Origin of the sequence: Modestobacter sp. I12A-02662 (genome assembly GCF_041028325.1) — a bacterium.
Lineage (GTDB): Bacteria > Actinomycetota > Actinomycetes > Mycobacteriales > Geodermatophilaceae > Modestobacter.
In genome coordinates this window covers 1-555 of sequence record NZ_JABGDE010000046.1, presented here as the reverse complement: position 1 = coordinate 555, position 555 = coordinate 1, and the positions used below count along the sequence as shown (strand labels likewise).

General features: G+C 65.2%; 1 protein-coding gene. It reads left to right on the top strand.

Annotated features, from left to right (window positions below):
• The coding region (locus HL189_RS22530; RefSeq protein WP_369135965.1) for an Ig-like domain-containing protein at positions 1–555 on the top strand (555 nt) is incomplete at both ends.

Below are 555 nucleotides of genomic sequence, written 5' to 3'. Positions count from 1 at the left end.
AAACTGCCGGAAGGCGAGCACCGCTTCCACGTGACGGCGACGGACAAGGCGGGCAACACCAGTGCAGATTCAGACGACTTCGTCCTGACCCTGGACTACACTGCCCCGGACGCCAGCCTGCTTGCGATCACCGAAGTCTACGACGACGTGAAAGCGTCAGGCGTGGTGGCTTCCGGCGGGGAAACCGACGATAACCGTCCGCTGATCAAGGGTACCGGCGCAGAGCCAGGCAACACCATCACCGTGTACAACGGCGACAAGGTGATTGGCACCGCGAAGGTACAGGCAGACGGCACCTGGTCCCTCGAACCGACCACCCCGCTGCCGGACGGCAAATACACCCTGACGGCGAAAGAGACCGACAGCGTGGGCAACGTCTCCGGCCCGTCCGCGGAATACGTCATCAACGTGGCCACCGTGCCGCCGCAGGCGCCGACGCTGGACACCGTGTATGACGACGTGGCACCGCACGCCGACTACCTGCAGAAGGGCGACGTCACCAACGACACCACCCCGACCCTGAGCGGCAGCAGCGGCGTGATCGGCGGCACCATC